The organism is Amycolatopsis sp. ATCC 39116 (genome assembly GCF_000231075.2).
Classification (GTDB): domain Bacteria; phylum Actinomycetota; class Actinomycetes; order Mycobacteriales; family Pseudonocardiaceae; genus Amycolatopsis_E; species Amycolatopsis_E tucumanensis.
The window spans coordinates 405,737-426,242 of the sequence record NZ_AFWY03000002.1 but is presented as its reverse complement, the minus strand read 5'-3'; the positions used below and the strand labels follow the sequence as shown (position 1 = coordinate 426,242).

At 71.5% G+C, this 20,506-nt stretch carries 22 protein-coding genes; 7 read left to right on the top strand and 15 right to left on the bottom strand.

Annotation, left to right across the window (positions count from 1 at the left end):
- Window positions 1-91: 91 nt before the first annotated feature.
- Genes AMY39116_RS0304730 through AMY39116_RS0304720 form a run of 3 tightly spaced genes read right to left on the bottom strand, consistent with a single transcriptional unit; the run spans window position 92 to window position 2,960 of the window.
- On the bottom strand, window positions 92-892 hold the full coding sequence (locus AMY39116_RS0304730; protein ID WP_020416553.1) for an ABC transporter ATP-binding protein: 801 nt from the start codon (window positions 890-892) through the stop codon (window positions 92-94).
- Window positions 889-1,938 carry an iron chelate uptake ABC transporter family permease subunit gene (locus AMY39116_RS0304725; RefSeq protein WP_020416552.1) on the bottom strand — a complete coding sequence of 350 codons (1,050 nt, stop codon included), beginning with the start codon at window positions 1,936-1,938 and terminating at the stop codon, window positions 889-891. Before AMY39116_RS0304725 ends, AMY39116_RS0304730 begins: the two co-directional genes overlap by 4 nt.
- Entirely contained in the window at window positions 1,935-2,960 is a 1,026-nt protein-coding gene (locus tag AMY39116_RS0304720) for an iron ABC transporter permease (RefSeq protein ID WP_020416551.1), read from the bottom strand. The genes AMY39116_RS0304725 and AMY39116_RS0304720 overlap by 4 nt, the downstream gene beginning before the upstream one ends.
- Window positions 2,961-3,050: 90 nt before the next feature.
- Here AMY39116_RS0304720 and AMY39116_RS0304715 point away from each other — a divergent pair, with 90 nt between their 5' ends.
- Window positions 3,051-4,028: an iron-siderophore ABC transporter substrate-binding protein gene (locus AMY39116_RS0304715; RefSeq protein ID WP_235716056.1), complete on the top strand. Its 978-nt coding sequence runs from the start codon at window positions 3,051-3,053 to the stop codon at window positions 4,026-4,028.
- A 55-nt stretch (window positions 4,029-4,083) separates the two neighbouring features.
- The gene (locus AMY39116_RS0304710; protein ID WP_020416549.1) at window positions 4,084-4,410 is read left to right on the top strand and encodes a putative quinol monooxygenase; all 327 of its coding nucleotides are present in this window, start codon (window positions 4,084-4,086) and stop codon (window positions 4,408-4,410) included.
- A gap of 264 nt (window positions 4,411-4,674) precedes the next feature.
- Here the strand turns inward: AMY39116_RS0304710 and AMY39116_RS0304705 are convergent, their stop codons facing one another.
- Both AMY39116_RS0304705 and AMY39116_RS0304700 read right to left on the bottom strand, forming a co-directional pair.
- Window positions 4,675-5,235 carry a TetR/AcrR family transcriptional regulator gene (locus AMY39116_RS0304705; protein ID WP_020416548.1) on the bottom strand — a complete coding sequence of 187 codons (561 nt, stop codon included), beginning with the start codon at window positions 5,233-5,235 and terminating at the stop codon, window positions 4,675-4,677.
- Between the two features lie 11 nt (window positions 5,236-5,246).
- Entirely contained in the window at window positions 5,247-6,014 is a 768-nt protein-coding gene (locus tag AMY39116_RS0304700; protein ID WP_027935637.1) for a metal-dependent hydrolase, read from the bottom strand.
- 18 nt (window positions 6,015-6,032) lie between these two features.
- On the opposite strand from AMY39116_RS0304700, the gene AMY39116_RS0304695 reads away from it, so the two are divergent.
- Both AMY39116_RS0304695 and AMY39116_RS0304690 read left to right on the top strand, forming a co-directional pair.
- Entirely contained in the window at window positions 6,033-6,461 is a 429-nt protein-coding gene (locus AMY39116_RS0304695) for a TIGR03618 family F420-dependent PPOX class oxidoreductase (RefSeq protein ID WP_020416546.1), read from the top strand.
- A gap of 53 nt (window positions 6,462-6,514) precedes the next feature.
- The gene (locus tag AMY39116_RS0304690) at window positions 6,515-7,060 is read left to right on the top strand and encodes a hypothetical protein (protein WP_020416545.1); all 546 of its coding nucleotides are present in this window, start codon (window positions 6,515-6,517) and stop codon (window positions 7,058-7,060) included.
- A 133-nt stretch (window positions 7,061-7,193) separates the two neighbouring features.
- Here AMY39116_RS0304690 and AMY39116_RS0304685 read toward each other — a convergent pair whose 3' ends face one another.
- From AMY39116_RS0304685 to AMY39116_RS0304670, 4 genes are all read right to left on the bottom strand, one after another.
- Entirely contained in the window at window positions 7,194-8,273 is a 1,080-nt protein-coding gene (locus AMY39116_RS0304685) for an MBL fold metallo-hydrolase (RefSeq protein WP_020416544.1), read from the bottom strand.
- 10 nt (window positions 8,274-8,283) lie between these two features.
- Window positions 8,284-9,543, bottom strand: coding sequence for a glycoside hydrolase family 1 protein (locus AMY39116_RS0304680; RefSeq protein WP_020416543.1), 1,260 nt, complete (start codon window positions 9,541-9,543; stop codon window positions 8,284-8,286).
- Window positions 9,544-9,631: 88 nt separating this feature from the next.
- Window positions 9,632-9,955 (bottom strand): divalent-cation tolerance protein CutA, encoded by a 324-nt coding sequence (gene cutA, locus AMY39116_RS0304675; RefSeq protein WP_020416542.1) that lies wholly within the window; start codon window positions 9,953-9,955, stop codon window positions 9,632-9,634.
- A 27-nt stretch (window positions 9,956-9,982) separates the two neighbouring features.
- Window positions 9,983-10,345 (bottom strand): hypothetical protein, encoded by a 363-nt coding sequence (locus tag AMY39116_RS0304670; RefSeq protein WP_020416541.1) that lies wholly within the window; start codon window positions 10,343-10,345, stop codon window positions 9,983-9,985.
- A gap of 52 nt (window positions 10,346-10,397) precedes the next feature.
- Between AMY39116_RS0304670 and AMY39116_RS0304665 the strand changes: the two genes are divergently transcribed.
- Both AMY39116_RS0304665 and AMY39116_RS0304660 read left to right on the top strand, forming a co-directional pair.
- Window positions 10,398-11,426: a Ppx/GppA phosphatase family protein gene (locus AMY39116_RS0304665; protein ID WP_020416540.1), complete on the top strand. Its 1,029-nt coding sequence runs from the start codon at window positions 10,398-10,400 to the stop codon at window positions 11,424-11,426.
- 10 nt (window positions 11,427-11,436) lie between these two features.
- Window positions 11,437-13,224 (top strand): thiamine pyrophosphate-requiring protein, encoded by a 1,788-nt coding sequence (locus AMY39116_RS0304660; protein ID WP_020416539.1) that lies wholly within the window; start codon window positions 11,437-11,439, stop codon window positions 13,222-13,224.
- Here AMY39116_RS0304660 and AMY39116_RS0304655 read toward each other — a convergent pair.
- From AMY39116_RS0304655 to AMY39116_RS42210, 5 genes are all read right to left on the bottom strand, one after another.
- Entirely contained in the window at window positions 13,221-14,363 is a 1,143-nt protein-coding gene (locus AMY39116_RS0304655) for a CaiB/BaiF CoA-transferase family protein (RefSeq protein WP_020416538.1), read from the bottom strand. The genes AMY39116_RS0304660 and AMY39116_RS0304655 overlap by 4 nt on opposite strands.
- A gap of 10 nt (window positions 14,364-14,373) precedes the next feature.
- Window positions 14,374-15,402 carry an NAD(P)/FAD-dependent oxidoreductase gene (locus tag AMY39116_RS0304650; protein WP_020416537.1) on the bottom strand — a complete coding sequence of 343 codons (1,029 nt, stop codon included), beginning with the start codon at window positions 15,400-15,402 and terminating at the stop codon, window positions 14,374-14,376.
- A gap of 67 nt (window positions 15,403-15,469) precedes the next feature.
- Window positions 15,470-17,665: a cation-translocating P-type ATPase gene (locus AMY39116_RS0304645; protein ID WP_020416536.1), complete on the bottom strand. Its 2,196-nt coding sequence runs from the start codon at window positions 17,663-17,665 to the stop codon at window positions 15,470-15,472.
- Between the two features lie 4 nt (window positions 17,666-17,669).
- On the bottom strand, window positions 17,670-17,879 hold the full coding sequence (locus AMY39116_RS0304640) for a heavy-metal-associated domain-containing protein (RefSeq protein WP_017986270.1): 210 nt from the start codon (window positions 17,877-17,879) through the stop codon (window positions 17,670-17,672).
- Entirely contained in the window at window positions 17,872-18,936 is a 1,065-nt protein-coding gene (locus AMY39116_RS42210) for a HoxN/HupN/NixA family nickel/cobalt transporter (RefSeq protein WP_020416535.1), read from the bottom strand. Before AMY39116_RS42210 ends, AMY39116_RS0304640 begins: the two co-directional genes overlap by 8 nt.
- Before the next feature lie 154 nt (window positions 18,937-19,090).
- Here AMY39116_RS42210 and AMY39116_RS0304630 point away from each other — a divergent pair, with 154 nt between their 5' ends.
- The gene (locus AMY39116_RS0304630) at window positions 19,091-19,372 is read left to right on the top strand and encodes a metal-sensitive transcriptional regulator (RefSeq protein WP_017986268.1); all 282 of its coding nucleotides are present in this window, start codon (window positions 19,091-19,093) and stop codon (window positions 19,370-19,372) included.
- A 545-nt stretch (window positions 19,373-19,917) separates the two neighbouring features.
- Here the strand turns inward: AMY39116_RS0304630 and AMY39116_RS0304615 are convergent.
- Window positions 19,918-20,457 (bottom strand): TetR/AcrR family transcriptional regulator, encoded by a 540-nt coding sequence (locus AMY39116_RS0304615; RefSeq protein ID WP_027935635.1) that lies wholly within the window; start codon window positions 20,455-20,457, stop codon window positions 19,918-19,920.
- Window positions 20,458-20,506: the final 49 nt, after the last annotated feature.

Genomic DNA, 20,506 nt, shown 5'->3' with positions numbered 1-20,506 from the left:
GTGGCGGCAGGCGGCACGCGGTAACGGCAGCACCGTTGGCGGCGCGGTGGGGCGGCAGCAGCGCCGGTGTGACCGGGCGGCTCCCCCGCGGTCAGTCGTCGTTCTGCAGGTGTGCGCTGATCGGCACCACCAGCGGCGTTCCGGAGACCGGGTCGGGCAGGACCTTCGCCGAGAGGCCGAAGATCTCGTCCAGCAGCGGCTCCGTCAGCACGGCCGACGGCGGCCCCTGCGCGATGATCCGCCCGTCGCGCATCGCGACCAGCGTGTCGGCGTAACGGGCGGCCAGGTTCAGATCGTGCAGGACCATCACGACCGTGGTGCCGCGGTCGCGGTGCAGGCGGTGCACCAGGTCCAGCACGTCGATCTGGTGGGCCAGGTCCAGGTAGGTGATCGGCTCGTCCAGCAGCAGCAATCCGGTCTCCTGCGCGAGCGTCATCGAGATCCACGCGCGCTGCCGCTGGCCGCCGGACAGTTCGTCGACCACGCGGTCCTCCAGCACGTCCATCCCGGTCAAGCGCAACGCCGTGGAGATCGCCTCGTCGTCCGACGTCGACCACTGCCGGTACCAGCGCTGGTGCGGGTGCCGCCCGCGCGCCACCAGGTCGCCGACCGTCAGGCCCTCGGGCGCGACCGGCGACTGCGGCAGCAGCCCGACCACCTTGGCGACCTCGCGCGTCGGCAGCTTGTCGATCCGCTCGCCGTCCAGCAGGACCGCGCCCTCCCGCGGCGCCAGCAACCGCGCCAGCGCCCGCAGCAGGGTCGACTTGCCGCACCCGTTCGGGCCGATGATCGCGGTGATCGTGCCGTCCAGGACGTCCAGGTCCAGGCCGTCGACCACCAGCCGCTCGCCGTACCCCAGCTTCAGGCCCTCGGCCCGCAGTCGTGACGTCATGCTCGTGCCTCCCGGCGGCTCCGGACGAACAGGAAGATCAGGTAGGGCGCGCCGAGGATCGCGGTCAGCACCCCGACCGGCAGGTCCGGCAGCAGCAACCGGGTCAGCAAGTCCGCCCCCACGGTCAGCAGCGCGCCCAGCACCATCGACCCGAACAGCGGCGGCTGCGCAGTCTTCGCCAGCCGCACCGCGATCTGCGGCGTCGCCAGCGCGACGAACGTGATCGGCCCGGCCGCGGCGGTCGCGATCGCGGCCAGCGCGGCCGCCAGCAACAGCAGCGCACCACGGGCGCCGTCGACCCGGATGCCCAGCCCGCGCGCGGTGTCGTCGCCGAACTGCAAGCCTCCGACGGTGCGCCCGCAGATCAGGGTGATCGGCACCAGCACGGCCAGCGCGATCGCGACCGGGCCGACCGAATCCCACCCGACGTCGGCGAGGTTGCCGACCAGCCACGTCGTCGCGCGCGCCGCGTCGTTCACGTCGCCGGCGGCCAGCAGCCAGTTCACGATGTTGTAGCTGATCGCCCACAACCCGATCCCGATCAGCACCATGCGGTAGCCGTCGATGCCGCGCCGCCACGACAACGCGTACAGCAGCACGCCCGCCAGCAGCCCGCCGATCAGCCCGGCGACCGGCACGCCGAGCGCGCTCACCATGCCGCTGACCTGGCCGCGGTACCCGCCCGCGACGATCGCGGTCACCGCGCCGACCCCGGCGCCCCACGTGATGCCCAGGATGTCCGGGCTGGCCAGCGGGTTCCGCGCGACCGACTGGAACAACGCGCCGGACAGCCCGAGCGCGGCGCCGACCAGCACACCGGCGAGCGTGCGCGGCAGGCGCAGGTCGAAGATGATCCCGCGCTCCCGCCGGGTCCCGCCGCCGAGCAGGGTCTCCAGCACGTTCCAGATCCCGATGTGGGAACTGCCCATCCCGATGTTGATCGCGGCGACGAGCACCAGCAGCACCGCCGCGATGACGACGACCGCGACCAGCCGCGGCTTGACCGTCCACGCCACCGGCCCGGCGGCCAGCACCTTGCGAGTCATACCTTGCTCAGCCCCCGCCGCCGCACCAGCACGATGAACACGGGCGCCCCGATGATCGCGAGCAGGATGCCCACCTCGAAGTTGTCGCCGGTCAGCACCCGCCCGAGGACGTCGGCCGTCAGCAGCAGCACCGCGCCGAGCAGCCCGGCCACCGGCACCAGCCAGCGGTAGTCCGGGCCGGTGATCGCGCGGGCCAGGTGCGGCACGACGAGCCCGAGGAACGCGATCGGCCCGCACGCGGCGACCGCCGAACCGGTCAGCAGCGTGATCGCGGCGACGCCGAGCACCCGGGTACGCAGCACGCGCTGGCCGAGCGCGGTCGCGACGTCCTCCCCCAGCGCCAGCGTGTTCAGGCCGGGCGTGTTCATCAGCGCGAGCAGCAGACCGGCCACCAGGAACGGCGCGATCTGACCGGTGATCGCGAAGTCTCGCCCGGCGATCGACCCGATCCGCCAGAAGCGGTAGATCTCCATGCCGCGCTCGTCACCGAGGATGATCGCCGACACCAGCCCGTGCAGCAGCGCGCTCACCGCGGCGCCGGCGAGCGCGAGCGTCACCGGGGTCGCGCCCTTGCCGCCGACCGCGCCGAGCAGGAACACCGCGACGCTGGCCAGCAGCGCGCCGGCGAACCCGAACCAGATGAACCCGTAGAGGCCGTCGATCCCGAGCACCACGACGGCGAACACCACAGCCAGCGCCGCGCCGTGCGTGACGCCGAGCAGACCGGGGTCGGCGAGCGGGTTGCGCGTGTGACCCTGCATGAGCGCGCCCGCGACACCGATCGCGAGCCCGACGAGCAGGCCGAGCACGGTCCGCGGCAACCGCAGCGACCGGACGATGATGTCCGATTCGGACCCGGACGGCTGGGTGAGCGCCGTCCACACCTCACCGAGCGGGATCGACTTCGTACCCAGCGCGACGCTCGCCGCGCAGATGAGGACCAGCAGGACGGCGAGCCCGCCGATACCGGCGAGACGACGCTGCCTCCGCGTCCGTGGCCGGGCTGTCGCCACCACCGTCACTGATGTCGCCTATCCAACTCGAGCTTCCAAACGGGACAAACCGCATCCTATGCTCCGCGTTAGGCAAGGCTAACCGAAAGAGAGATCACGATGACGAGACCGTGGCGAGCAGCACTGGCGCTGGCCGTGACCGCGAGCCTGACCCTCACCGCGTGCGGGGGCGGCGGCGACGAGGCCACGCAGGAGAGCGGGGCCGGCCAGGCCGGGTTCCCGCGCACCATCCAGCACGCGATGGGCTCGACCGTGCTCGAGACGCAGCCGAAGACGGTCGCCGCGCTCGACACCAGCTACGTGGACGCCGCGCTCGCGCTGGAAGCCCAGGTCGTGGCGTACACGAAGTACCGCAACTTCGACCAGCTGCCCGAGTACCTCGGCGAGGACCGCCGCTTCGGCGAGGGCGCCAAGGTGATCGGCCCGCTGGAGACCCCGGACGTCGAGCAGCTCTACGACATCAAGCCGGACGTGATCGTGTCGGCGAAGGTGCGGCACGAGAAGTACTACGAGCAGTTCACCGGGGTCGCCCCGACGGTCTTCTCCACGACCACCGGCGCGATCTGGAAGGACAACATCCGGCTGCTCGCGCAGGTCCTCGGCAAGGAGCCGCTGGCCGAGCAGAAGATCGGCGCGTACGAGCAGCGGGCGCAGCGGATCGGCCAGGAGATCGCCGCGAAGCTCGGCCGCGCGCCGACGGTGTCGATCGTGCGGTTCGTCGAGGGCGAGCCGACCGTGCGCCTCTACAGCAGCGCGTCCTACCCCGGCATCGTCATGGCCGACGCCAAGCTGTCCCGCCCCGCCGGGCAGCCGGACGCGAGCGACAAGATCTCGGTGAACCTCAGCCAGGAGGACATCGCGAAGCTGGACGCGGACGTCATCTTCGTGTCGTCGTACCAGGACGAGACGAAGACGGCGGAGGACCCGAAGGCGAAGTTCCAGGCCAACCCGCTGTGGGCCACGCTGAAGGGCAAGATCGTCGACGTCTCCGACACCACGTGGTTCAGCGCCGTGAGCCTGCAGGGCGCCTCGGCGATGCTGACGGACCTGGCGAACCAGTTCGGCGTCACGCCGTGACCCGCGCGGGGCCGCGTCCGATGTGGTCGCGGCCCCGCGGCTCTACGGTGTACCCATGATTTTCATCACCGCGAAGTTCCGGATCCTGCCCCAGCACGCCGACGACTGGCCCGACATCGCGCGGGACTTCACGCTCGCCACCCGCGCCGAGCCGGGGTGCCTGTGGTTCGACTGGTCGCGCAGCGTCGAGGACCCCAACGAGTACGTGCTGGTGGAAGCCTTCCGCGACGGCGACGCGGGTGCCGCGCACGTCCAGTCCGACCACTTCAAGGAAGCGCAGCGGACGCTGCCGCCGCACCTGGCGGAGACCCCGCGGATCGTCAACTTCGAGGTGCCGCAGGAGGACTGGTCCGAGCTTGGCGAGATGGCCGTGCAGCGCTGACCGCTCCGGCTGGCGGCGCCTTGGGTGCGTCTCCGAGGCGCAACCGGAGCGTCCAGCCTGCCACCGACCAGGACGACCCAGTTCTCCGCCGCGATCCGCGGCACGTCGCCCGGAACCGCAGTCCCGCCCGGGAACTCCGCCAGCGCGGGCTCGAAGCGCTCGACACCGGCCGCACGACCCCTGCCGTGGGGGCCCGCGCAGGTCAGGCCGCGGCCAGCGAGTTCATCGTCGCAGGGGGTACCGACAAAATCGGGCGCTCGCGCGCTAGGCGCGCAGGCCGTCGACGATGATCTTCGCCAGTGGGCGGCCCTGCGGGGCCTGGCGCTGGATCGCGAGGTAGCCCGCGAGCAGCGCGGTCAGGTCGCCGGGTTCGACGTCCGCCCGGACCGCGCCCGCGGCCTGGGCGCGGCGCAGCAGGTCGGCGAACGCGGCGCGGAACTCAGCGCGTTCGTCCGACGCGGCCTTGAACGGCAGCCCGGTGCTCGCCTCCAGCGCGTCGCACAGGGCCTTGTTCAGCAGCGCCTGCTCGGCCACCACGTCGAAGAACTCGAAGAACGCCGCGCCGGGGTCGGCCGCGTCGAGCCGTTCCCGCGCCTGCCCGGCCAGCCATGCGATCCGGTCCAGCACGACGGCCTCGAACAGCAGTTCCTTGCTGGGGAAGTGCCGGTACACCGTGCCGGCGCCGACCCCCGCCCGCCGGGCGATCTCGTCCAGCGGCACCGACGGGCCCTCGTCCGCGAACGCCTCGTGCGCCGCCGCCAGGACACGGGCGCGGTTGCGGCGCGCGTCGGCGCGCAGTCCGGTGCGGCTCGCGGGGGTCGTCATCGTGTCCGATTCTAGCCGCCTGCGGTCACGGTCGGTTCCGCGAACAGCCCGACCAGACCCGGCCACGCGCCGGGCACCAGCAACACCGCCAGCACCGTGAACACCGGCACGACCAGGAACTTCTCCACGCCCTTGCCGGTGCGGAACCGCAGGAACGACGGCGGCCGCAGCTCGTACCAGGTCTCCCCGGCGATCGGCACCGGGAACAGGAACGGGCAGCCGGACTCGGTGAGCGCGTCGCCGAGGCAGTGCACGAAACAGCCGACCGCCACCGCGATCCCCAGCCAGCCGGTGAGCTGCGACAACTCCGCGGCGGCGCTGGCCGTCAGCGCCCACCACACGACCCCGCCGCCGGCGACCAGCAGCAGCCAATCCCCCAGCGCGTCCGCGGCGAGGAGCAGCGCGAACAACACCACCCCGGCCACGACGTACCAGCCGCCGGCCCGGGTGCCGTACGTCGTCGCGGCGCCGAGGCCGATCGCGAACAGCAGCGTGTGCGACAGGTGCCGGTGGCTGCCCCGGCCCCGCTCGTCGCGCGGGCCCTTCGTGACCTTGTACAGCGCCGCCGAGGTGTGCCGGAGCAGCCAGCACACCAGGCCGGTGATCGGCCCGAGCAGCTTCGAGGCGCGGGCGTGGGGGTGGTCGAGGTCCGGCAGCAGCGCGAACCCCGCGGTCGTCGCGGCGAATGCCAGCGCCTGGTGCACGGAGCCGGCGCCGATGGCCGGGGCGAGCGCGAGACCGGCGCACCAGCCGGTGAGCGCGTGGGTGGAGCCCATCATGGAGAAGATCTTGGCAAGATGGACACCGACCGACGCGAAGGGACGCGCATGACCTGGACCACCGAGGCGCCCAGCGACGAGCTGCGGGCGTTCTGGGCCGAGCGGCACCTGTGCATGCTCACGACCCTGCGTCCGGACGGGAGGCCGCACGTCGTGCCGGTCGGGGTCACCGTGGACCAGGACTTCACCACGGCGCGGGTGATCTGCCGCGGCGGCAGCGTCAAGGCGCGCAACGTCCGGCTCGGGCAGCCCGCGCGTGTCGTGGTGAGCCAGGTGGACGGTCGCCGCTGGTCGAGTTTGGAGGGATCGGCGGTGGTCCGCGAGGATCCGGAGTCGGTGGCGGACGCGGAAAACCGTTATGCCGTGCGGTACCACCGGCACCCGAAGCCGAACCCGGAGCGGGTGGTGATCGAGATCAGCCTCGACCGCAGGCTCGGCATGAGGTAAAGCACACCGTTGGCGGGTTGCGGACAAACGGGAAGATGAGGCAGTAATTCAGAGTGCGGACCGCGAAGACCCTCAAGATCGACAGTCCGTTCGCGGGCGGCACGACGTGGGACGTCGTCGACCGGACCGTGATCGGCGCGCTGGCGCCGTCGATGATCAGCACCCTGCGCCGGGGGTCCGAGGACTTCCTGTGGTTCGCCGAGCGCCGCATCGCCGGCCACCAGCTTGGCCGCCCCGGCCGCTGGGACCACCCGGTGGAGCGGGAGCTGCTCGGGTGGCGCTCGCGGCTGGCGTTCGAGCTGGACCCGCCGGTCGTGATCCCCGAGATCGACCTCAAGCTGTCGCACTGGGTCCGCAACACGCACGAGGAGTTCCTGCGGCGGCTGCCGGAGACGGGCGGGATGGTGCAGCTGGAGAGCGTCCGGGACGTGGACGCGTGGCTGCACACCCTCATCGACCACTACAAGGCCGTGAAGGCCGCCGGTGAGGAGCAGCTGGACCCGGACGCGCGCGCGACGCTGATGGCGTGGTTCCGGAACACGTTCTTCAAGATCCGCCGCGCGGCGGACCGCGTCGGGCTGAGCAGGGTGCGGGTCTGATCTGGGGCGGCTGGGCGCGTCGCCGTGTCAGGCGGCGGGTCCAGGGATCAAGGGAGTCCTCGCCGGACGGGCAGGCTCCGGGATGACAGAAAAGCCCCTCGGCCCAGCTCGGGTTTGGTTCAAGCTGCTTGGCTCAGCCGATCGGCTGCCACCAGGGGTCGACCGGCTTCGGGGCGTCCACGTCGATCCGCTCGCCTGGGCGCGGCACCGCCAGCGCCACGTCGTGGGCCTTCGCTTCCCGCCAGACCCGCTCCGCCGGCTCGGCCCAGCCGTGCATCGCCAGGCGGAACGTGCCCCAGTGCACCGGGATCAGCAGCCCGCCGCGGACGTCGAGGTGCGCGGCGACCCCCTCCTCGGGCGTCATGTGGATGTCCGGCCACGCCGGGTGGTACGCGCCGATCTGCACGATCGCGGCGTCGAACGGCCCGTACTTCTCGCCGATCGTGCGGTAGCCGTCGAAGTAGCCGGAGTCCGCCGTGTAGAACACCTTCCGCCCGGAACGCGCCACGATCCACGACGCCCACAACGTGTTGTTCCGCGTGAAGGCCCGCCCGGAGAAGTGCTGGGCCGCCGACGCGGTCACGTCCACCCCGCCGACCGAGACCGTCTCGTCCCAGTCCAGCTCGATGATCCGCTCCGCGGGAATCCGCCACCGCCGCAGGTGCGCGCCCACTCCGAGCGGCACCACGAACGGCGCGCTCTGCGTCTTCGCCAGCCGCACCACCGTCGGCCGGTCCAGGTGGTCGTAGTGGTCGTGCGACACGATGATCACGTCCAGCTCCGGCAGCTCGGACAGCTGGTGCGGCGGCCGGTGCATGCGCTTCGGGCCGACGAACCGGGACGGCGACACCCGCTCGCCCCACACCGGGTCCACCAGAACCTTCCGGCCGTCGATCTCGATCAGCGACGACGCGTGGCCGTACCAGGTGATGTGCAGCCCCTCATCGGCGGGCGCGGCAGGCCGCACCAGCGGCACCGGGCCGGTCGGCTTGCGTTGCTGCTTGCCGAACACCATCTCGCCGACCAGGTCGCGTGCCCTGGCCGGCTGCACGAGCGGCGGCGCGAGGTTGCGGAACCGGCCGTCGTGGAACTGCGGGGAGCGCCGCATGCGCTCGGGGTCGGGCCGCCCGCCGAACGCGACCGGGATCTCCCACAGGGCCGCCACCGCCGTGCCGAGCAGCGCGGGCAGGGCCCACCGCAACGTCTTCGCCATGTCCGGACAACTACGGACGGTCCCCGGATGTTCCCAGCGGCGCGAGCGGCCCGGACGGGTCGGCGGGCGACAGGCAACTGCTCAGCGGCGCGGTCAGCGAGCACAGCGCCGGCCCCTGGACCAGGCGGTACGACGGCCCGACGCCTCCGCGCGCGATCACGTCCCGGTACGCCGCGACGCCGTCGGTCGGCCTGCGGGTCAGCGCCGGATCGCCGAGTGCGTCCACTTCGTACAGTCCGAAGCGCGGCCGGTAGCTGCCCCACTCGTAGTTGTCGGTGATGCTCCAGTGGTTGTAGCCGATGACGTCCATGCCGTCGGCCTTCGCGCGCTGCACCCAGAACAGCGTGTCCTGGATCGACGCGGCGCGGGTGTAGCCGTCCTCGCGCGGGTTCCCGTTGTCCGTGGGCAGGCCGTTCTCCACGATGTAGAGCGGCAGGTCGGGGTAGCGCTCGTGGTAGTAGCGCAGCGCGTAGTAGATGCCCTCCGGCTGCGGCTTCACCTTCCAGAACTGCTCGAACGCCGCGTAGATCGCCGTCAGGTTCGTCAGGCTGATGCCGTAGTAGTAGTCCAGCCCGACGAAGTCGACCTTGTCCTTGATCCGGTCCATCACGACCAGGTCGGTGAGCGGGTTGAAGCCGGCGTAGAAGGCCTGGTTGCTGGTCACCTGGGCGCCCGGATCGAGCCGGTGGATCTCGTCGTAGGCGCGGCGGTGCGCCTGCACCACGTTGGTCTGCCAGGCGGGCACCTGGAACGGGTTGACGGCGCCGATCCGCAGCTCCTGGGTGAGGAACGCGACCGGCTCGTTGAACGTCACCCACAGCACGTCGTCGTAGCGCTCCGCGATGCGCGTGGTGAAGGCGAGGAAGTCGTCGACGGTCTTGGCGCTGGTGAACCCGCCCTGGTCGGCCACCCACCCCGGATACACCCAGTGGCTCAGCGTGATCATCGGGGTCATGCCCGCGGCGCGGATGTGCCGGACCACGTCGTCGTAGTAGGCCAGCTCGGCCTCGTCCCACACGCCGGGCGCGGGCTGCACGCGAGCCCATTCGACGCTGAACCGGAAGGTGTTGACGCCGAGGTCCTGGGCCAGCCGGATGTCCTCGGCGTAGCGGTGCCGGAAGTCGGTGGCGTTGGCGTACGGGTCGACGCCGCCCTTGGCCACGTAGCGCGACCAGTTGCTGTCCGGAGCGCCGCCTTCGGACTGGAAGCCCGCGGTGGCGACTCCCCAGTAGAACCGGTTCTCGGCGGATGCCGGCGTCACGGGGACCATCGCAACACAGAACAGGACGACGAGCGCTATCCGGGCCAGACGCGACATGTGAAAGAAATTTACGTTTTCGGCGCGGGGCCGTCAACGATCAACCGGCCCTGGTCTCCTTGACCAGCCACTCGAGGTACTCCGCGCTGCCGCCCTCGATGGGCGTCGCGATGATCTCCGGCACCTCGTAGTTGTGCTGCTCCTTGATCAGCTCGACCAGCGGCGCCACCCGGTCCGCCGCGGTCTTGATCTCCACCCGCCACTCGGGATCGGCGTGCACCTCGCCGTCCCACCGGTAGACGCTCAGGATGGGTCCGACGATCTGGGCGCACGCGCCAAGCCGCGCCTCGACGGCCTGCGCCGCCAGCTCCCGGGCCGTGGCCTCGCTGTCGGTGGTGGACGACACGATCACGTGTTCGCGCATGTGCCCGATTAGAGCACTGCGCCGGGCTCAGACCCAGCCCGCCTGCTGGTCCTCACGCTGCTCGTCGGCGTCGGCGCTCGCCTTGTGGGTCAGCGCGGCGACGGCCTGCTCCATCTCCGTGCGCACCTGGTTGCCGTCGGTGCGCCGGGTGTGCACGGTCATCGCGATCTCGCACTGCGCCGGGCCGCGCTCGATCACCCGCAACTCACCGCAATCGTCGCCGTCGCTCTCCGTGCCCCACGCCAGTTGTCTGCTCGCCGCGTCCGCGCGCAACCAGCCTTCGGCCAGGTCCTGCGGCAGGAACCGGGGCAGGTTGGGTGCGTCGGAGATGAACGCGAACGCCTCGTCGGCGGGCAGGTCGGCGGTCGCGGTGTAGTTGAACGTCTCCATGAGATCGGAGATAGCCGTGTGGCGCAGGGCTAAACGGGGTACCTAGGCCCTTATGCGACTCGGCGTGCTGGACATCGGATCGAACTCCGCGCAGCTCCAGATCGTGGATGCCCACCCGGGCGCCCCGCCATTGCCGGCGCTGGCTGTGAAAGAGCCCACACGCCTCGCCGAGCAGATCGACGAGAGCGGGGCGATCGCGGAGGAGGGCGTCTGCCGGGCGGTGGACGCGGTCGAGTCCGCCCTCGCCGCGGCCCGCCTGCACCGCGTCGAGCAGTTGTTCCTGTTCGCGACCTCGGCGATCCGGGACGCGGCGAACCGGGACGAGATCATCAACCGGATCGAGGAGCGCACCGGCGTGCGGCCGCAGTTCCTCACCGGCGAGGACGAGGCCCGGCTGACCTACGCCGCCGCGCACCGCTGGTACGGCTGGTCCGCCGGCCGCCTGCTGCTGCTCGACATCGGCGGCGGCTCGCTGGAGATCGCCCTCGGCCGCGACGCCGAACCGCAGCTCACGCTGTCCCTGCCGCTCGGGGCGGGCAGGCTGACGCGGATGTTCCTGCCGGACGACCCGCCGTCGGTCAAACAGGTCAAGGCGATGCGGCGGCACGTGCGGGACATGCTGCGCGAGGTCGCCGACCGGCTGAGGTGGGAGGGCGTGCCGGCCCGCGCCGTCGCCACGTCGAAGACGTTCAAGCAGCTCGCCCGGCTGGCCGGGGCGCCGCCGCAGCGGCGCGGCCCGTTCGTGCGGCGCACCCTCACCGTCGACGCGCTCAACGCGTGGATCCCCCGGCTGGCCGAGATGAAGACGTCCGAACGGGCTCGCCTGCGCGGGGTGTCCGCGCCGCGCGCGCGGCAGATCCTGGCCGGCGCGATCGTCGCCAAGGCGACCATGGACACCCTCGACATCCGCAAGGTCGACGTGTGCCCGTGGGCGTTGCGCGAGGGGATCATGCTGCACCACCTGCAGACCCTGCAGGTCTACGACGGCCTGCCGCTGCAGGCGATCAGCACCGCCGTGCCCGAGGTGTCGGGCCGGGGCGGCCCGGGTAAGTCACTGGTGGGACTGAGCCGAGGAGCGTGAGGAGTCTTCCATGTCGGAAACGGTCGGTGACCACCTGTTGAAGCGTCTGCGGGAGTGGGGCGTCGAGCAGGTCTTCGCCTACCCTGGCGACGGGATCAACGGGATCGTCGCCGCGTTCGGCAAGGCGGACAACGAACCTCGCTTCGTCCAGGCCCGTCACGAGGAGATGGCCGCGTTCGAGGCGGTGGGGTACGCCAAGTTCAGCGGGCACGTCGGGGTGTGCATGGCGACCTCGGGGCCGGGAGCCATCCACCTCCTCAACGGGTTGTACGACGCCAAGCTCGACCACGTGCCGGTGGTCGCGATCGTCGGGCAGACCGCGCGCAGCGCGATGGGCGGCTCCTACCAGCAGGAAGTGGACCTGCAGCCGCTGTTCAAGGACGTGGCCAGCGAGTACCTGGTCGAGGTCAACGTCGCCGAGCAGCTGCCGAACGCTCTCGACCGCGCCATCCGGACCGCACTGGCCAAGCGCGCGCCGACGGCCGTGATCATCCCGAACGACCTGCAGGAAGAGCCGTACTCGCCGCCGAAGCACGCGTTCAAGCACGTGCCGTCCAGCCCGCCCGGCTTCCCGCACCCCGTGGTCATCCCGCCCGAGGACGAGCTGGGGCGCGCGGCGGACATCCTCAACGAAGGCGAGAAGGTCGCGATCCTGATCGGGCAGGGCGCGCGCAACGCCGCCGCCGAGGTCCGCGAGATCGCCGAGCTGACCGGCGCCGGGGTCGCGAAGGCGTTGCTGGGCAAGGACGTCCTGCCCGACGACCTGCCGTACGTGACCGGCTCGATCGGGCTGCTCGGCACGCGGCCGAGCTACGAGATGATGCGGGACTGCGACACGCTGCTGATCGTCGGATCGAACTTCCCGTACAGCCAGTTCCTGCCCGAGTACGGCAAGGCGCGCGCGATCCAGATCGACATCGACGGCAGCATGATCGGCATGCGTTACCCGACCGAGGTGAACCTGGTCGGCGAGGCGAAGGGCACGCTGCGGGCACTGCTGCCGATGGTGCGGCGCAAGGAGGACCGCGCCTGGCGGGACGAGATCGAGAAGAACGTCGCGTCCTGGTGGGAGACCGTCGAGCAGCAGGCGATGGTCGAGGCGGACCCGGTCAACCCGATGCGGGTCGTGCACGAGCTGTCGCAGCGGATCCCGGAGGACGCGATCGTCACCGCGGATTCGGGCTCGTCGACCAACTGGTACGCCCGGAACCTGCGGATGCGCGGCCGGATGCGCGGCACGCTGTCCGGCACGCTGGCGACGATGGGGCCGGGCGTGCCATACGCGATCGGCGCGAAGTTCGCCTGCCCGGACCGGCCGGTGATCGCGCTCGAAGGCGACGGCGCGATGCAAATGAACGGCATGGCCGAGCTGCTCACGATCCAGCGCTACCACCACCTGTGGGCCGACCCGCGGCTGGTGGTGTGCGTGTTCCACAACAACGACCTGAACCAGGTCACGTGGGAGCTGCGGGCGATGGGCGGCGCGCCGAAGTTCGAGGAGTCGCAGTCGCTGCCGGAGTTCTCCTACGCCGAGTTCGCCCGGTCGCTCGGCTTCGAGGCGGTCGCGGTGGATTCGCCGGACCAGCTTGGCCCGGCGTGGGACCGGGTGCTGTCCGCGGACCGGCCCGCGCTGCTGGACGTGCGCTGCGACCCGGAGGTGCCGCCGATCCCGCCGCACGCCACGTTCGAGCAGATCAAGAGCACGACGGAAGCGATGCTCAAGGGCGACCGCGACGCGTGGCACATCCTGGTCGAGGGCCTCAAGACCAAGGCCCAGGAGCTGCTGCCGAACCGCTAGTCGGTGTCCTTGAGCCAGCTGCGGATCTCGTCGCTGTGCTCGCCGAGCTTCGGCGGCGGCTGGCGGTAGGCCGGCGGCGTCTTCGTCAGCCCGATCGGGTTGCGCACCACGTCCAGACCGCCCAGCGGCACGCGCGGCGCGAGCCCGAGCCGGTCGGCGAGCTGGAACGCCTCGGCGAGGTCGTTGACCGGCCCGCACGGCACCCCGAGGGGCGTGAGCAGCTCGAACCACTCGTCCGCCGGTCGCGTGCGCAGCCGGGCGCCGAGGAGCTCGGCCAGCTCGGCCACGTGCGCGACCCGCTGGGCGTTGGTGATGAACCGCTCGTCGGTCGCCAGTTCCGGCACCCCGAGCGCTTCGGTGAGCGCCGCGAACTGGCGGTCGTTGCCGACGGCGATGACGATCGGCCGGTCGGCGGCCTGGAACACCTCGTACGGCGCGACCGACGGGTGCCGGTTGCCGAGAATGCCCGGCACGACATCGGCCATCACGTGGTTCGCGCTCTGGTTGACCATGCTCGACAGCAGCGAGCCGAGCAGGCTGACCTCGATCAGCTGCCCCTCGCCGGTCGCATCCCGGTGGCGCAGCGCGGACAGGATGCCGACGGCCGCGTGCAGCCCGGTCAGGACGTCCACCAGCGCGACGCCCACCTTGGTCGGCTCGCCCGGTGCGGGGCCGGTGACGCTCATCAGCCCGCCGACGGCCTGCAGCAGCAGGTCGTAGCCCGGCAGCGCCGCGCCCGCGCCGCTGCCGAAGCCGGAAATCGAGCAGTACACCAGGCCCGGGTTGTCCGCCGCGAGGTCCTCGTAGCCCAGGCCGTAACGGGCCATCGTGCCCGGGCGGAAGTTCTCGACCACCACGTCGGCGCGGTCCGCCAGCGCCTTCGCCGCGGCCAGGTCGCCCGGGTCGGCGAGGTCGAGGGTGATCGAGCGCTTGTTGCGGTTGACCGACCGGAAGTAGACGGCCTCCCCGTCGGCGTGCGGCGGGCCCCACGCGCGGGTGTCGTCGCCCGCGACGGGACGCTCGACCTTGATCACCTCGGCACCGAGGTCGGCGAGCAGCATGGTCGCGTACGGCGCGGCGAGCACCCGGCTGAAGTCGGCGATGACGACGCCGGACAGCGCCCCGGTTCGATCGGTCACACCGTCCCTTCTACCTCATCGCGGCCAGCTTCCGGACCACGTACCGCGCGTCGCGGCCGACGCCGCGCAGGCTCGCGGACACCAGCGTGCTCTGCCACTCCAGCCCGACGTACCCGAGGCCGGGCACCGACGTGGACACCCCGCGCCGGTGCTTCGGCATGCCGCGCTCGTCCAGCGCGCCGAGGCCGCCGAGGTAGGGCATGTCCGGCCGGTACCCGGTGGCGAGCAGGAGCGTGTCGACGGGTTCGCGGCGGCCGTCGGACCACACGACGTGGTTGCCGTCGAGCCGGGTGAACATCGGGCGGCGGTCCGGCCGCCCGGCGCGGATCAGCCCGCGGTAGTGGCCGGTGTCGATCACCGGCACGGTCGGCGGCTCGCCCTTGATGCGGCGCGGCAGGTACGCGACGCCGGTGACCGAGAACCAGAACTGCAGGTCCTTGCCCAGCGGTCGTTGCGGCGCGTACCGCACCGGCTTGCGGGTCGCGAGCGTCACCGACGACACCTCGGCCAGCTCCGCGGCGATCTGCACGCCCGAGTTGCCCGCGCCGACCACGACGATCCGCTGCCCGGCGAACGCGCTCGGCTCGCGGTAGTCCGCCGCGTGGATCACCTTGCCCGCGAAGGAATCCAGCCCGGGCAACGCCGGCGTGTGGGGCTTGCCGAACCACCCGCTGGCGGCCACGACGACCGGCGCCTCGAACTCCTCCCCGGCCCGCACGACGAAGTTCCCGTTGCGGCGCACGGATTCCACGCGGTGCCCGGTGCGGATGTCCACGTCCAGGCCGGCGGCGTAGTCGCGCAGGTAGGCGACCACCTCGTCGCGCACCGGGTAGTGCCGCGGATCGCCGGGAAAACGCTTGCCCGGCAAGGAACTGTAGCCCGCGGGCGAGAACAGCGTGAGGCTGTCGTAGTAGCGCGGCCAGGAGCCGACCGGCTCCGCAGCCGCCTCCAGCACCACCGGCTTCAGCCCGGCCTCCCGCAGCGCATTGGCCGCGGCGAGCCCGGACTGGCCGCCACCGATCACGATCGCGTCGGGCATCACGCCTCCCCAGGTCCGAAACCGCTACGGTAGTCGGCTCACGGGGAGGCGCGAAGTTGTTAGTTCCCTACGAGAACGCGCGCAGACGCAGCGAGTTGCTCACCACGAACACCGAGCTCAGCGCCATCGCGGCCCCGGCGATCATCGGGTTGAGCAGGCCGAGCGCGGCCAGCGGGAGCGCCGCCACGTTGTAGGCGAACGCCCAGAACAGGTTGCTCTTGATGGTGCCGAGCGTGCGGCGCGCGAGCCGGATCGCGTCGACCGCCGCGCCCAGATCCCCACGCACCAGGGTCAGGTCGCTCGCCTCGATCGCGACGTCGGTGCCGGTGCCCATCGCCAGGCCGAGGTCGGCCTGCGCGAGCGCGGCCGCGTCGTTGACGCCGTCGCCGACCATCGCGACCCGGTTCCCCTTGTCCTGCAGGCGTTTCACCGCGTCGACCTTGTCGGCGGGCAGCACCTCGGCGATCACCTCGGTGATGCCGACCTCGCGGGCCACCGCCTTCGCGACGGTCTCGTTGTCCCCGGTGAGCAGGACCGGCCGCAGCCCCAGCGCCGTGAGCCGGCGCACCGCTTCGGCGGACGTGGGCTTGACCGTGTCGGCCACCACCAGCAGGCCGCGCACCCGGTCGTCCCAGCCCGCCGCGACGACCGTGCGGCCCAGCTCCTCCGCCTCGGTCTTGGCCCGCGCGAGCGCGTCCGGCAGGTGCAGGCCCCAGTCGGCGAGCAGCGCGGCGCGCCCGACCACGACCGCGCGGCCGTCGACCACACCCTGCACGCCGAGGCCCTCGACGTTGCGGAACTCCTCGACGGGCGCGTGCTCGTCCACGGCCGCGGCGATGGCCTTGGCGACCGGGTGCTCGGACGCGTGCTCCAGCGAGCCGGCCATCCGCAGCAGCTCGTCGCGGTCCTCGCCGTCGGCGACCCGCACGTCGACCAGCGACATGCGGCCGGTGGTGACCGTGCCGGTCTTGTCCAGCACGACCGTGTCGATCCGGCGGGTCGACTCCAGCGCCTCCGGGCCCTTGATGAGGATCCCGAGCTGCGCGCCCCGGCCGGTGCCGACCAGCAGTGCGGTCGGCGTGGCGAGCCCGAGCGCGCACGGGCAGGCGATGATCAGCACCGCGACCGCCGCGGTGAAGGCCGAGGTGGTGGGCTCGCCGAGCGCGAGCCAGGTGACCAGGGTGCCCAGCGCGAGCACCAGCACGATCGGCACGAAGATCCCGGACACGCGGTCGGCCAGGCGCTGGACCTGCGCCTTCCCGGTCTGCGCCTCCTCGACGAGCTTCGCCATCTGCGCGAGCTGCGTGTCCGAGCCGACGCGGGTGGCGCGCACGACGAGCCGCCCGCCCGCGTTGACGGTGGCGCCGACGACCGCGTCGCCCCGACCGACCTCGACCGGCACCGACTCGCCGGTCAGCATGCTCACGTCGACCGCCGACGAGCCCTCCTCGACCTCGCCGTCGGTGGCGATCTTCTCGCCCGGCCGGACCACGAACCGGTCCCCCACGACCAGCTGCGACGCCGGGATCCGCACCTCGGCGCCGTCCCGCAGCACCGCGACGTCCTTGGCCCCCAGCTCGAGCAGCGCACGCAGGGCGGCGCCGGCGCGGCGCTTCGCACGGGCCTCGAAGTAGCGCCCGGCCAGGATGAACGTGGTCACCGCCGTGGCGACCTCGAGGTAGATGCGGCTTTCGCTGCTGCGCTCGATGGTGAGCTCAAACGGGTGCCGCAGCCCGATCTCGCCGGCGTCGGTGAACACCAGCGCGTACACCGACCACAGGTAGGCCGCGAGGGTGCCGACCGAGATCAGCGTGTCCATCGTCGCGGCGCGGTGCTTGAGGTTCGTCCACGCCGCCACGTGGAACGGCAGGCCGGCGCCGAACACCACCGGCGTCGCCAGCGCGAGGGAGATCCACTGCCAGTAGTCGACCTGCCAGGCCGGGACCATCGCCAGCACGACCACCGGCAGCGACAGGACCGCCGCCGCGAGCACGCGGTCCCGCAGGCCGGTGACGTGGTCTTCCTCGTCCTCGGCCGGTTGCGGCAGCGTGGCCGAGTACCCGGCGGCCACGACCGTGTCGACCAGCTTCTGCGGGTCCACGCCCGACGGGAAGCTGACCTTCGCCTTCTCGGTGGCGTAGTTGACCGTGGCGGTGACCCCGTCGAGCTTGTTCAGCTTGCGCTCGATCCGGTTCGCGCACGAGGCGCAGGTCATGCCGCCGATGGCCAGTTCGACCTCGGCGCGCTCGGGGGCGGCGGTCATCGCGTCACCGGGAGGCGAGCTCGTACCCGGCCTCGTCGATGGCAGCGCGGATCGCGTCATCGCTCAGCTCGGCGGCGCTCACGACGGTGACCGAACCGGTCGGCAGATCGACCTTGACGTCCTGGACGCCCTCGATCTTCGTGACCTCCTCGGTGACGGAGGCGACGCAGTGCTGGCAGGTCATCCCGGTGACGGTGTAGACGGTCTCAGTCATGTTCCGGACTATACCCCCTACCCGTACCGGGCGTAACCCAGCGTTCCTCGATGCGGCCGAAGCGCCACACCGACCAGGCGACTACCCAGGTCAGGACGAACAAACCCACGATCACGAACCCCGCGTGGTCGAGGTTTATTTCGGCGATCCAGGCCAGCAGGCCGCTCGTGATCCCCGCCTGGTCGACGAGCACGGAGATCAGCTCGATCACGCCGATGACCAGGGCGACCACGACGGAGAGGGCGGTCACGGTGATGTTGTAGAAGATCTTGCGCACCGGCCGCGCGAAGGCCCAGCCGTAGGCGTAGTTCATGAAGTAGCCGTCGGCGGCGTCGAACAGGGTCATGCCTGCCGCGAACAGGATCGGCAGCACGAGGACGGCGTACCAGGGCAGGGCGAACGCCGCCGCGCCGCCGGCCAGGACCAGCAGGCCGACCTCAGTGGCGGTGTCGAACCCGAGGCCGAACAGTACCCCTACCGGGTAGATGTGCCACGGTTTGCGCACGGCGGCGGTGGCCTTGCCGAGGATGCGGTTGAGCAGGCCGCGGCTGGCGAGCTTCGCTTCGAGTTCGGCCTCGTCGAACTGCCCGCGGCGCATGTCGCGGGCGACGCGGAGGATGCCGACCAGCACGACCAGGTTGATGACGCCGAGCAGGCACAGGAACGTGCCGGACACGGACAGGCCGATCACGCCGGTGACGTCGTGCAGCGTGGAGGAGTCGTCCTCGACCTCCCCGGCGAGCGCGCGCACGCCGAGTGACAAGAGCAGGCACAACCCGAACACGATCGTGGAATGCCCGAGGGAGAACCAGAAACCGACGGTGAGCGGCCGCTGCCCGTCGGCGATGAGCTTGCGGGTGGTGTTGTCGATCGCCGCGATGTGGTCGGCGTCGAACGCGTGCCGCATGCCGAGGGTGAAGGCCGTGACGCCGAGACCGACGCCGAACACCCCGGACGCGCCGATCTCGAAGTGCTGCGGCACGACCAGCAGGAGCAGGACCCCCCAACCGGCGAGGTTGAGCGCGAGGATGACGCCGACCATGCCCGCCACCGACATCCGTTCCCGCCTGCCGAGCGGAGTCCGATCACTCACGGGATAACCTCCATCACCTGTTCAGGTAAACAGATGAACAGACGGCCCCATCGGACGCAAGGGTGCGGATACGGGGAGCGGGTATGATGGCGGGAGTTTTTCGAGAGCGGAGGCGGACATGGCGAGCTACAGCGGAGACAAGGACGCCTACCTCAAGCGACTGCGCCGGATCGAGGGCCAGATCCGCGGGCTGCAGCGGATGGTCGAAGAGGACAAGTACTGCATCGACATCCTGACGCAGGTCTCCGCCGCGACGAAGGCGCTGCAGTCGTTCTCGCTCGAACTGCTCGACGAGCATCTGTCGAGCTGCGTGGTGGACGCGGCCCGCGCCGGCGGCCGGGAAGCGGAAGTCAAGGTCCGCGAAGCGAGCGACGCCATCGCACGCCTCGTGAAGTCCTGACCTGGCTTTTCGCCTCACGCCTCGAAGTCCGGGCAACCTCGCACTCACCAGCACCCACAGCGCCGCCGCACCGAGCTCATCCCACGAATTTGCGGCCACGGCCATCGCCACCCAGCCGCCCGATCCGCGCGCGTGACAGCACCGGCGCAAGCGGGCACCCACCCCGGCCGCCGCACCCCTGAGACCTTCAGCCACCGCGCCGGCCAGCGGCCGACCGCCCGTCAGTCCAGCAACGCCGCCGCAATCGCCTTCGCCCTCAGGGCCGGCTCCGCGCCGCGCCCGCAAAGCGCCACCACCATCGCCCGCACCGCGGAACTCGACTTCGCCCCACCCGAGCCGACCCCTGCAACCCTCAGCCCCCACGCCGGCCCGCGGCCCACCGCCCGTCACCCAACAACGCCGCCGCAATCGCCTTCACCTGCAGGGCCGGCTCCGCGCCGCGCCCGCAAAGCGCCACCACCACCGCCCACATCGCGGAGTCTCGACTTCACCCCAGCCGACCCCTGCGCCCTCAGCCACCGCGCCAGCCAACGCCGCACCACCCGTCAGCCCAGCAACGCCGCCGCAATCGCCTTCGCCCTCAGGGCCGGCTCCGCGCCGCGCTCGCGTAGCGCCGTGACCAGCGCGCCGTCCACCAGCAGCATCAGCTGCTTCGCGAGCGTCGCGCTCGAGGCGTACCCGGCCTTCTCCAGCAGCCCGGCCAGGTACTCCGTCACCGCCCCCTTGTGGGCCCGCGCCAGCCGGTACACCGCCGCGTCCGCGTCGCCCACCTCGGCCATCGCGTTGATGAACGCGCAGCCCCGGTAGTCCGCCCGCGCGAACCGCTCGGCGAGGAAGTCGAACACCGCCAGCGGGTGGTCGCCGCGCGCGGCGACGCCCTCCGCCAGCGCCTGCCGCCACTGCTGGTCGCGCTCGGTCAGGACCGTCTCGACCAGGTCGTCCTTGCTCGCGAAGTGCCGGTAGAACGACGCGCGCCCGACGCCGGACACCTCCAGCAGCCGCTCGACCCCCACCGCGCGGATGCCCTCCGCGTAGAACAGGTCCTCGGCGCTCTGCACGAGACGTTCACGGGCTCGGGTCGGCATGACTCCACGGTATCGGATCTTGACCAGAAACGGAACCGATCAGTACCGT

Coding starts and splice junctions, on each gene's coding strand:
- AMY39116_RS0304685 (WP_020416544.1), bottom strand. CDS start 8,273: ATGGCGAAGACGTTGCGGTGGGCCCTGCCCGCGCTGCTCGGCACGGCG.
- cutA (WP_020416542.1), bottom strand. CDS start 9,955: ATGCGCGAACACGTGATCGTGTCGTCCACCACCGACAGCGAGGCCACG.
- AMY39116_RS0304645 (WP_020416536.1), bottom strand. CDS start 17,665: ATGACCGCCGCCCCCGAGCGCGCCGAGGTCGAACTGGCCATCGGCGGC.
- AMY39116_RS0304715 (WP_235716056.1), top strand. CDS start 3,051: ATGACGAGACCGTGGCGAGCAGCACTGGCGCTGGCCGTGACCGCGAGC.
- AMY39116_RS0304615 (WP_027935635.1), bottom strand. CDS start 20,457: ATGCCGACCCGAGCCCGTGAACGTCTCGTGCAGAGCGCCGAGGACCTG.
- AMY39116_RS0304710 (WP_020416549.1), top strand. CDS start 4,084: ATGATTTTCATCACCGCGAAGTTCCGGATCCTGCCCCAGCACGCCGAC.
- AMY39116_RS42210 (WP_020416535.1), bottom strand. CDS start 18,936: ATGTCGGTGGCGGGCATGGTCGGCGTCATCCTCGCGCTCAACCTCGCC.
- AMY39116_RS0304705 (WP_020416548.1), bottom strand. CDS start 5,235: ATGACGACCCCCGCGAGCCGCACCGGACTGCGCGCCGACGCGCGCCGC.
- AMY39116_RS0304700 (WP_027935637.1), bottom strand. CDS start 6,014: ATGATGGGCTCCACCCACGCGCTCACCGGCTGGTGCGCCGGTCTCGCG.
- AMY39116_RS0304695 (WP_020416546.1), top strand. CDS start 6,033: ATGGACACCGACCGACGCGAAGGGACGCGCATGACCTGGACCACCGAG.
- AMY39116_RS0304670 (WP_020416541.1), bottom strand. CDS start 10,345: ATGGAGACGTTCAACTACACCGCGACCGCCGACCTGCCCGCCGACGAG.
- AMY39116_RS0304665 (WP_020416540.1), top strand. CDS start 10,398: ATGCGACTCGGCGTGCTGGACATCGGATCGAACTCCGCGCAGCTCCAG.
- AMY39116_RS0304660 (WP_020416539.1), top strand. CDS start 11,437: ATGTCGGAAACGGTCGGTGACCACCTGTTGAAGCGTCTGCGGGAGTGG.
- AMY39116_RS0304640 (WP_017986270.1), bottom strand. CDS start 17,879: ATGACTGAGACCGTCTACACCGTCACCGGGATGACCTGCCAGCACTGC.
- AMY39116_RS0304725 (WP_020416552.1), bottom strand. CDS start 1,938: ATGACTCGCAAGGTGCTGGCCGCCGGGCCGGTGGCGTGGACGGTCAAG.
- AMY39116_RS0304630 (WP_017986268.1), top strand. CDS start 19,091: ATGGCGAGCTACAGCGGAGACAAGGACGCCTACCTCAAGCGACTGCGC.
- AMY39116_RS0304650 (WP_020416537.1), bottom strand. CDS start 15,402: ATGCCCGACGCGATCGTGATCGGTGGCGGCCAGTCCGGGCTCGCCGCG.
- AMY39116_RS0304680 (WP_020416543.1), bottom strand. CDS start 9,543: ATGGTCCCCGTGACGCCGGCATCCGCCGAGAACCGGTTCTACTGGGGA.
- AMY39116_RS0304730 (WP_020416553.1), bottom strand. CDS start 892: ATGACGTCACGACTGCGGGCCGAGGGCCTGAAGCTGGGGTACGGCGAG.